The following is an 8,217-nucleotide window of genomic DNA, read 5'->3' on the forward strand; positions in this document are numbered from 1 at the left end:
ATTCTTATGAATTTACGCTTTTCTCAAGAAATTAAATCTCTTTTAGAACGTTTAAGTGAACAGCCGCTAACTTTAGGTGATATCCTCGCAGAAACTTCTGAACGGGGGTTTAGCTTGGTAATCACATTACTAGTATTACCTTTTTTATTTCCTATGCCTCCAGGCGTGACTAGTCCTTTAGGTGGTACTTGTTTATTATTATCATTGCAAATGGTTTTAGGCAGAAGAACACCTTGGCTACCCAAAAAAATTGCTAATTATAAATTTCCCAACGCTTTCGCTAAAATCATCTTACAAAATCTGCGGCGCGTCACTAGGATATCAGAAACAATTGCCCGTCCCCGATTACAAAAAGTCGCTAATCATCCTTGGATTTGGCGATTTAACGGGCTGTGCATCTCTTGGTTAACAATATTATTAATTTCTCCCGTTCCTTTTACCAATCCTATTCCGACTGTGGGAATTTTACTTTTAGCCGTTGCTACCATTGAAGCGGATGGTTTACTAATGTGTGTTAGCTATGTTGCTACTCTCTTAATTACTTTACTATTTGGTTATGCCCCATGGTTAGCCTCCAATTTACTGACTGATATTTTCAGAGAAAATTCTTGGCTCTTCCGTCTCTTTCCCTTTTATGGTAATTGAGGATTGATGATAACAAAACCCTTACGGGACAAGGGTTATAAACAATTATTTCCATATTTTCAATGAAATGCCTACACAATAGGACTTTCAATGATTTTGAACCAGGTTTTCCATAAAAATAACCGAAGAACCAAATTTTTGACATTTCCCATGATATGTTGCTAGGATAGAAATCCCAAAGCCAAGAAAAACCCCCAGCTAAAAGCCGAGGGTAATGGTTTAATTAAGGTGCATCTACTATTTGAGTATCCATTGCCTGTCTTCCTCCATCCGGATAGTTTGGGTGTAACTTTGATTTTTCTATGCTGCTAAACTACCAGATCCCCGACTTCTTTAAGAAGTCGGGGATCTAAATTAATTAATTTAATTTTCTCGTAAATTGTACCATCCGCACCAATGTAGCACGGCTAACCATGTGGCTGATAGTAACCCAGCAATACTCAAGGTTAAGCCAGTAAAAGGAATTAATAACCCAAATACAGGTAAAACAACTCCAGAGAATGTACAAATAATTGCTGCTAAAGAAACACGGCGATTTGTACCTAAACCATAACTTAAAGCTAATAAAATTAGTGCCATCATCAACCAAGCTAATTCAGCATTAATTACCCGTGACAGATAGGTTAGTGTTAATAAACAAGCAAAGAAAATGCCTCCAGCAATGGCGACATTTTTCAAAGTCATGGGTAGGGATAAGTACAGCAGCAATATCCACCATAAAAACAAAGCTGGTGCTAACAACAACAACCGGGGAATAATGCCAGTTTTCCCAATAGGTTTAGTGCTAGTAAAGACACCAAAAGGATTTTTAACAGCCACATTTTCGGCAAAAGTCCAAGTGAATTGAGTGCTTTTGTCATCAACTTTAATATCATCAGGAGTAATCCCACTGGCAAAATCAGCATTATTAAAATTAGCGATCGCCACCAGCCTAAATTGCGAAAGTAACTGATTTGTGGCACTATAAACCCAGCGGGGACCACCATCGGCTTTATAGGTAACTTTAAAAATAGTTTCTTGTCCCGGTTCTAAGCGGAAAGGAAAACTATAATCATCGTTATTTGTTTGTTTTAGTCTTGTCCCATCCCGTTCTACTTTGTAACCGCGCAGGATAGAAGAACCATTAGGAGGTGGTACTTCCAAGAAAAAACTATTAATATCACTCAGTTGGTTAATAACTTTGTAATTAGCTGTATAGTCTGTCTGATAAATAGAACTACGATTTTGGACATCTACACTTTGATTAATTTTAACTTGAATTTCCGAACTTGCTAAAGCTAGGTAACGAGTAACTTTTTGTTTGTCATTAACTTTGACTATTTTTCCATTAACTTGGGTAGTATAAACATAAGGTTCTTCAGTAATGTAGCGAATTTGGGGAGAAATTTGTTCGAGTTTATCACCTGCTACATTAGCCGCAACTTGAGAGACTTTTGCCTGTTCCCAATAATGGTAACGATTGCTTAAAGTTGAACACAGAAAAAAGCCAGTTACTAACAAAATTAAGATTAAAGCTAAATGCTGTAATCCTTGTAATAATTGGGAGTAACGAATTGACCATTGACCGAAAAAAACCGCTTGTTCAGTCGAATATCTTCGCAGAGAAAAACTAATTAGGGCAATTGCCACTCCCAAGGCTATAATTAAAAAAAATAATAATAGTGAACTTTGGAGTAATTGAGTACCAAATTGCAGTAATTCCTGGGGATGTGTTAAATCAGGTAAACCAGGAATACCTTTAGGGTCAACAGACATAAAGCGATATTTGGGTAGTTTTTACACTCTGACAGATTTAATACCACAAAAGTTGCCAGCACCGCAAAGCGGAAGTCAAAGGTCAAAAGTCAAAAGTCAAAAATAATAGTTCTCTATTTTCGGAAATAATATTAAGATATGGCGATCGCTATTGATTTTGGTACAAGTAACACAGTTATCACTCGTTGGCATCCTGTCACTCAACAAGCAGAAACCCTGAATTTGCCTGGGTTATCAGCGCAACAATTCCTCAACCCACCACTAATACCCAGCTTGGTTTATGTAGAAAATGCCAGCACGGAGACAATTATAGCTGGACAACAGGTATGCGATCGCGGTTTAGATATAAAAACTGATCAAAGATTTTTCCGTAACTTTAAACGCGGAATCGGTGCGGATATTCAGGGTTTTTTACCAGAACTGGATGGTAAGAACATTACCTTTGAACAGGTAGGAAAATGGTTTTTAAGCCAGGTAATTGCCGAATTAGCCATCCTGGAAGGGAACATAGATTCTTTAGTTTTAACTGCACCTGTAGACAGCTTTGAAGCCTATCGTTACTGGTTAGGGAAAGTTTGTCAATCACTACCCGTCGCACAAATACGAATGTTGGATGAACCCACCGCTGCGGCTTTAGGGTATGGTTTAGCAGATCAAGGAACTCTCTTGGTTGTTGACTTTGGTGGAGGAACATTAGATTTGTCTTTGGTAAGCTTAGATCAGGGGAAACAGGCTAAAACCAAACCTTTAGGATTTCTCCTTAAATGGGGTGATAAAACTCTAGGTGAAGATTCTAAACAAAAGCCTAAAACAGCCCGTGTATTAGCTAAAGCAGGGCAAAATCTCGGCGGAACTGATATTGATAATTGGATAGTAGATTATTTTGCAAAAACCCAGGGATTACCAGTTAGTTCTCTCACCACCCGACTCGCAGAACGAGTGAAAATTCAGTTATCAACCCGTGATCAAGCTAGTGAAGTTTATTTTAATGATCAAACTTTTGAAAGTTATGAAATGGATCTTGATCGTTACACCTTTGAAAATATTTTGAAAGAAAACGGATTTTTCGATAAGCTGCATGATTCAATGATGACATTACTACAGCAAGCGCGACGCTATGGCATAGAAATTGATGATATTAATGCAGTATTATTAGTTGGTGGAACTGTACAATTACCAGTGGTGCAGACATGGATAGAACAATATTTTGAACCAGAAAAAATCCGTCGTCGTCTGCCTTTTGAAGCGATCGCCCATGGTGCATTACAAATCACCCAAGGCATAGAAATTAAAGACTACCTTTATCATAGCTATGGTGTGCGTTATTGGGATCGCCGTAATCAACGTCACAGTTGGCATCCTATCATTAAAACCGGACAACCTTACCCGATGATTCAACCCGTAGAATTAGTTCTAGGTGCTTCCGTAGACAATCAACCCAGCATTGAGTTAATTATCGGGGAATTAGGTGCAGAAACAGGCGCGACAGAGATATACTTTGATGGCGATCGCTTAATTACTCGTCAGCTTGATACTCGTGTAACTACCGTTAAACCCCTTAATGATAGCGCAAATGCCAGTAAAATCGCCAAACTCAAACCTCCAGGATTTCCCGGCAGCGATCGCATTAAAATCTATTTTCAAGTAGATGAACAACGGTTTTTAAGAATTACAGTTGAAGACCTATTAACCAACAACACCTTGGTAGAAAATCAACTGGTGGCACAATTAAGTTGAGTATAGCGGTTTTTTTCGAGTGGTATATAACATAGGGCGAGAGTCCCGCGCTTCTACAAGATTAATGATAAAAACTATACCTCATAACACCAGGAAGTGCTTTGTGGCTAATGCCGTACCGTGCTTTAATCCAGCTATTTGAAAATGAGTAAAATTTACGATAACTCATTTTTTGTTTTTGTCAGCTTTTTAGATACCCAGCTAATAATACCACTAAGTAACGCACCGCCCATCAAGATACCAATAGCAGGGTTAAACACTGGTATCCACAGTTTGTGCCACAAATCTAATCCCAGGTTAATTCCAGAAGCATCACCAATCACGGCTATCACCAGCCACCCAAAACCTAAAATTACGAGGAAAACATCAGCAACTAATATGAAATTGAGCCAGTTTAATAATTTGTCTTTCATTTTGATTGGTAATTGGTAATTGGTAATTGGTAATTGGGTGATTAAACTGTTCCCTGCTCCCTGCTCCCCCTACTCCCCCTACTCCCCTACTCCCCCCACTCCCCCTACTCCCCTACTCCCCCTACTCCCCTACTCCCCCCACTCCCCCTACTCCCCCGCCCCCTACCCTTCAAATAACCATTTTTTAACTTTGGCTAAATTTTTCCAATCAGGTTTTCTGGTTAAACCATCTTCAATGCTATTTTTAACTTCTTCTTGCCATTCTTCATTGACAAATATCAATTGTTGTGCTACGTCAATGTGTTCCCGCAAACCTTTTTGACCTGTTTCTAGCATAGCTAAGGCTAGATTAATTCTGCCTTGTGGGTCTTGGGGATTGAGTTTCACGGCTTTATTAGCAGCGTTGAAAGCTAATTTACCTTTGTTATCAAGAAGATATAACCAAGCTAAACAAATCCAGGCTGAACTAGCTTTAGGAGAGCGATCGCATACCTCTTTAAATACAGGAATCAAGGATTCTACAGATTCTCCAGCTTTATAACGTTCTAAACCTGTATCAAACAGGGAATCAATTGTATTAGTCATTCGTTCTTAGTCAGTTGTCAGTTGTTAGTTGTGAATCAGGGGTTTTCGCGTCAAGCTTAATAATTTATGGGAAAAATTGCTTCTCTATATTCCTGATGCAAATAAATATTCTAACTTCTAACTCAGTGAATCCTCACAATATTATCAGAAATTAGGCTTAAACCCCCGGAATTGACACCTAAAAATCCCAAAAGTTTTTAGGTGTTAATGTCTTTTAAGCCGGGGATGCACGCGAAGCGTTCCCGAAGGGTAAGCCGTGTGGGGGATAAATCTCCCAGCGACTTATGATGTCAAACGCCGAAAGACTTACCGCAACCACAAGTTTGGGCAGCATTGGGGTTAGTAAATTGGAAACCACCACCAATCATGGCATCACTATAATCGAGCATTAAGCCGTAAAGGTAAAGTAGACTTTTGCGATCGCTAATAATTTTGAAGCCATCATAATCGAAAACCTCATCATCAGGGGTAATCTTGCTGACATCCTCAAAATCCATCATGTAAGACATTCCCGAACAACCACCTTGTCTGACTCCCACCCGCAAGCATAAATCTTGCCCTTGCTTATCTTGAAGAGACTTAACCTGACGCAATGCCGATTCAGATAACAGAATTCCCCGTTGTTGAGTTTGAGTTGCTTGGGTCATAAATTTTTAACTCCTGAACTAGTTTTATCAATATTCCAGTAGGCATTCTTGTACCTCTGGGTTGCTATGAATGTTTTTGTATTTATTTTAGCGACATTACGACGGCAAAAAAGCATAAGAAGATGGGAAGATGGAAAGATAGGAGAAAATTTTAGAATAATCCCCTCTCTATCAAGTGTTGTTCCTTTGTCAGCAACCTCAGATTTTTATCCTAGAATTGAGGGGTTAGGTGTGTTGAAAGATTAACCATTCCCGAAATTCCCATTCTCAATCGCTTTGTTTTGATTCACTTACTCTATGACAAGTTTTAATCGCTCTACCAGTCGCCGGTTGCAGAAATTAACCCAGATTCCTTCTGTATGGGAGGGCGATCGCCGTCCATTGTCATCACCACACACCCCATTTACAGACCCAGACACCAAAGGAGACTGCATTCTTTGGGTAGATGCCTCAGAAGGCATTGTTAGAGGCATAGACATGATAGATCCCGCCCTGGGTCCAGAAGCCATTGTGCGTACCCTCATGAGGGCAATAGAACATCCCCAAAGCCCAGCCAAACCCGGTAGACCACAAAGAATAGTTGTGCGCGATCGGGAAATTCAATTTTACCTGCGTGGAGTCTTACAGGATTTAGACATTGCCATTGACTACGTACCGGAATTACCCATAATTGACGAACTATTTCGCTCTTTTGCCGAAGTCATTGATAGCCAAACTCCCGACTTACCACCCAAATACGCCAAACTCCTCCATGATAAAGCCTTAGAAGTCTGGCAAACTGCCCCTTGGAGATTTCTAGAAGAACAGCAAATTTTATCCATAGAAATCAATCAATGGGATGTAGAAAAACTTTATGCCTCCGTCATGGGAATGTTGGGCATTGAATATGGCATTTTGTTTTATCGTTCGGAAGATTCCCTCAAACGGTTTCGGGCTGCTGTTTTAGCTGATGAAGATGAACTAAATCAAGATTTAGAAGAAGCCTTCCTCAAACAAGATTGTCTATTTCTCACATTTGACTCCCTGCATGACAACGAAGATGATGATCCGGGTAATTTGGCACAAATGCCCCTGTCCGAAATTCAACCCACCTTCGGCAATATTCACCCCCTAGAAGGGTTACGTTCCGTTTTGTATGAAGAAGAAGCACTACTCAGTTTTGTTGCCGTAGAAAGTTTATTGCGGTTTCTCCGTGACCACCATCGGCAATTATACGACGAAGATTTTCTTACCCTGAGCCAACGTTATCGAATTTCTCTACCAGAACCCGGCAACAATCGCAAATCCTTAACTGTCACTGTCTCTACCATGCCAGAGTTGACAGCAGAACTAGAGGAAATGGCTGGTTTTGATTTAGATGACGAAGATGAAGACGACGAAGATGATTCCATATTTGAAGCCTTAAGAGACGACTTAATCCCAGAAGATGCTTTCATGAGTTTGGGTGTCTTACCCTGGGAAACATTAGATTACCTGCGTCAAGCACCTAATTACCAAGCAGCAGGGGAATTTGAACAAGTCGGTGATGGTTTACCTGTGATTGTCATTCAAACCTCCCGTCCCAAAGCTAAAGGGATTATTGAAAATATTCAAGCCGCTGGAGGATTAAACGCCATCTGCTTTCACACCGTCACAGATCCAGTAGATGATGATCTATACGACTTAGGTTTATTGCAAACGCATAACAGTGAATTATTTTTGTTTGGGCAATTTTTAGATGACGACCCAGTGCATATAGAAGCCAAGCGAAAATGGCATCAGCGGTGTCAAAATACTCAAGGATATTGTGGGTTAATTATTGCCAAAGGATTGACTGGAACTTCTCGTGGTAATCCCCAGTTAAGAGATATGATGGCTTTATTAGAAGCTCATGTACTTTCCTCGGAAGAATTAAGCTTGGAAACGGTTGACTAAATAAATAGATATACCTAGAATTTATAAATTAAATTACAGGATATCTATAACAATCCAATTTTGTTTTTGTAAGATTGTCCTGATCTATTTTCTTCCCTGTTCCCTATTTACACATTGATAGGTCGAATCAATGGCAATCAGGCTCAAATTACCAGGAATTTCCAGTATTCAAGCAAGGTTATCGCCAAATTTATTTGGGTAAGTAGTTGACAAACTGAAAATTTTAAATAAGATTAGTGTTTTTGTTACATTTTTAATTCAGACTAACTTTCATAGTCTCATTTTTGTTTTGAGTGACCAGACTCTCTAAATCAAGTTAATATACAGCAAAGTGCATGATAATGACAAACAAGAAATGGGCGGTTAAACGCATAACAGTGAATCTAGCTACACAAGAAGCGGAAAAACTAGAAAAATATTGTCAACAGACAGGTAGACCAGCAACAGATGTGATTCGAGAACTGATTAGAAGCCTCCCTCAAGGGGAAGAGATGACAGGAGGGTGATAGACGACAGGGAGT

The 8,217-nt window shown here is 39.6% G+C and carries 9 protein-coding genes; 5 read left to right on the forward strand and 4 right to left on the reverse strand.

All coding sequences use genetic code 11. From position 1 onward, the window contains the following. Nucleotides 1–6 precede the first annotated feature (6 nt). Entirely contained in the window at nt 7–645 is a 639-nt protein-coding gene (locus tag FJR37_RS17495) for an exopolysaccharide biosynthesis protein (RefSeq protein ID WP_052150091.1), read from the forward strand. A 363-nt stretch (nt 646–1,008) separates the two neighbouring features. On the opposite strand, the gene FJR37_RS17500 is transcribed toward FJR37_RS17495, so the two are convergent. Further along, on the reverse strand, nt 1,009–2,400 hold the full coding sequence (locus FJR37_RS17500; RefSeq protein ID WP_168466655.1) for a hypothetical protein: 1,392 nt from the start codon (nt 2,398–2,400) through the stop codon (nt 1,009–1,011). Nucleotides 2,401–2,538: 138 nt separating this feature from the next. Between FJR37_RS17500 and FJR37_RS17505 the strand changes: the two genes are divergently transcribed. Further along, nucleotides 2,539–4,137 (forward strand): Hsp70 family protein, encoded by a 1,599-nt coding sequence (locus FJR37_RS17505; protein WP_039204827.1) that lies wholly within the window; start codon nt 2,539–2,541, stop codon nt 4,135–4,137. 155 nt (nt 4,138–4,292) lie between these two features. On the opposite strand, the gene FJR37_RS17510 is transcribed toward FJR37_RS17505, so the two are convergent. The 3 genes from FJR37_RS17510 to FJR37_RS17520 all read right to left on the reverse strand — a co-directional run bounded on the left by FJR37_RS17510 (nt 4,293) and on the right by FJR37_RS17520 (nt 5,782). Then, nucleotides 4,293–4,550: a hypothetical protein gene (locus FJR37_RS17510; RefSeq protein ID WP_039204829.1), complete on the reverse strand. Its 258-nt coding sequence runs from the start codon at nt 4,548–4,550 to the stop codon at nt 4,293–4,295. A gap of 162 nt (nt 4,551–4,712) precedes the next feature. Then, nucleotides 4,713–5,135 carry a M48 family metallopeptidase gene (locus FJR37_RS17515; protein ID WP_168466656.1) on the reverse strand — a complete coding sequence of 141 codons (423 nt, stop codon included), beginning with the start codon at nt 5,133–5,135 and terminating at the stop codon, nt 4,713–4,715. Between the two features lie 290 nt (nt 5,136–5,425). Then, on the reverse strand, nt 5,426–5,782 hold the full coding sequence (locus FJR37_RS17520) for an iron-sulfur cluster assembly accessory protein (protein ID WP_027403631.1): 357 nt from the start codon (nt 5,780–5,782) through the stop codon (nt 5,426–5,428). 66 nt (nt 5,783–5,848) lie between these two features. Between FJR37_RS17520 and FJR37_RS17525 the strand changes: the two genes are divergently transcribed. From FJR37_RS17525 to FJR37_RS17535, 3 genes are all read left to right on the forward strand, one after another. Beyond that, on the forward strand, nt 5,849–6,028 hold the full coding sequence (locus tag FJR37_RS17525; protein ID WP_168466657.1) for a hypothetical protein: 180 nt from the start codon (nt 5,849–5,851) through the stop codon (nt 6,026–6,028). A 51-nt stretch (nt 6,029–6,079) separates the two neighbouring features. Next, nucleotides 6,080–7,696, forward strand: a complete 1,617-nt coding sequence (locus FJR37_RS17530) for a hypothetical protein (RefSeq protein ID WP_168466658.1) — start codon at nt 6,080–6,082, stop codon at nt 7,694–7,696. Nucleotides 7,697–8,031: 335 nt separating this feature from the next. Continuing rightward, on the forward strand, nt 8,032–8,202 hold the full coding sequence (locus FJR37_RS17535) for a CopG family transcriptional regulator (RefSeq protein ID WP_168466659.1): 171 nt from the start codon (nt 8,032–8,034) through the stop codon (nt 8,200–8,202). Nucleotides 8,203–8,217 lie beyond the last annotated feature (15 nt).

The sequence above is a fragment of the Aphanizomenon sp. UHCC 0183 genome (assembly GCF_009712065.1).
GTDB classification, from domain to species: Bacteria; Cyanobacteriota; Cyanobacteriia; order Cyanobacteriales; family Nostocaceae; genus Dolichospermum; species Dolichospermum heterosporum.

What these genes read in the sequence shown, in the direction of transcription:
- FJR37_RS17530 (WP_168466658.1), top strand. Translation starts at nt 6,080, where the DNA reads ATGACAAGTTTTAATCGCTCTACCAGTCGCCGGTTGCAGAAATTAACC.
- FJR37_RS17495 (WP_052150091.1), top strand. Translation starts at nt 7, where the DNA reads ATGAATTTACGCTTTTCTCAAGAAATTAAATCTCTTTTAGAACGTTTA.
- FJR37_RS17505 (WP_039204827.1), top strand. Translation starts at nt 2,539, where the DNA reads ATGGCGATCGCTATTGATTTTGGTACAAGTAACACAGTTATCACTCGT.
- FJR37_RS17500 (WP_168466655.1), bottom strand. Translation starts at nt 2,400, where the DNA reads ATGTCTGTTGACCCTAAAGGTATTCCTGGTTTACCTGATTTAACACAT.
- FJR37_RS17520 (WP_027403631.1), bottom strand. Translation starts at nt 5,782, where the DNA reads ATGACCCAAGCAACTCAAACTCAACAACGGGGAATTCTGTTATCTGAA.
- FJR37_RS17535 (WP_168466659.1), top strand. Translation starts at nt 8,032, where the DNA reads ATGATAATGACAAACAAGAAATGGGCGGTTAAACGCATAACAGTGAAT.
- FJR37_RS17515 (WP_168466656.1), bottom strand. Translation starts at nt 5,135, where the DNA reads ATGACTAATACAATTGATTCCCTGTTTGATACAGGTTTAGAACGTTAT.
- FJR37_RS17525 (WP_168466657.1), top strand. Translation starts at nt 5,849, where the DNA reads ATGAATGTTTTTGTATTTATTTTAGCGACATTACGACGGCAAAAAAGC.
- FJR37_RS17510 (WP_039204829.1), bottom strand. Translation starts at nt 4,550, where the DNA reads ATGAAAGACAAATTATTAAACTGGCTCAATTTCATATTAGTTGCTGAT.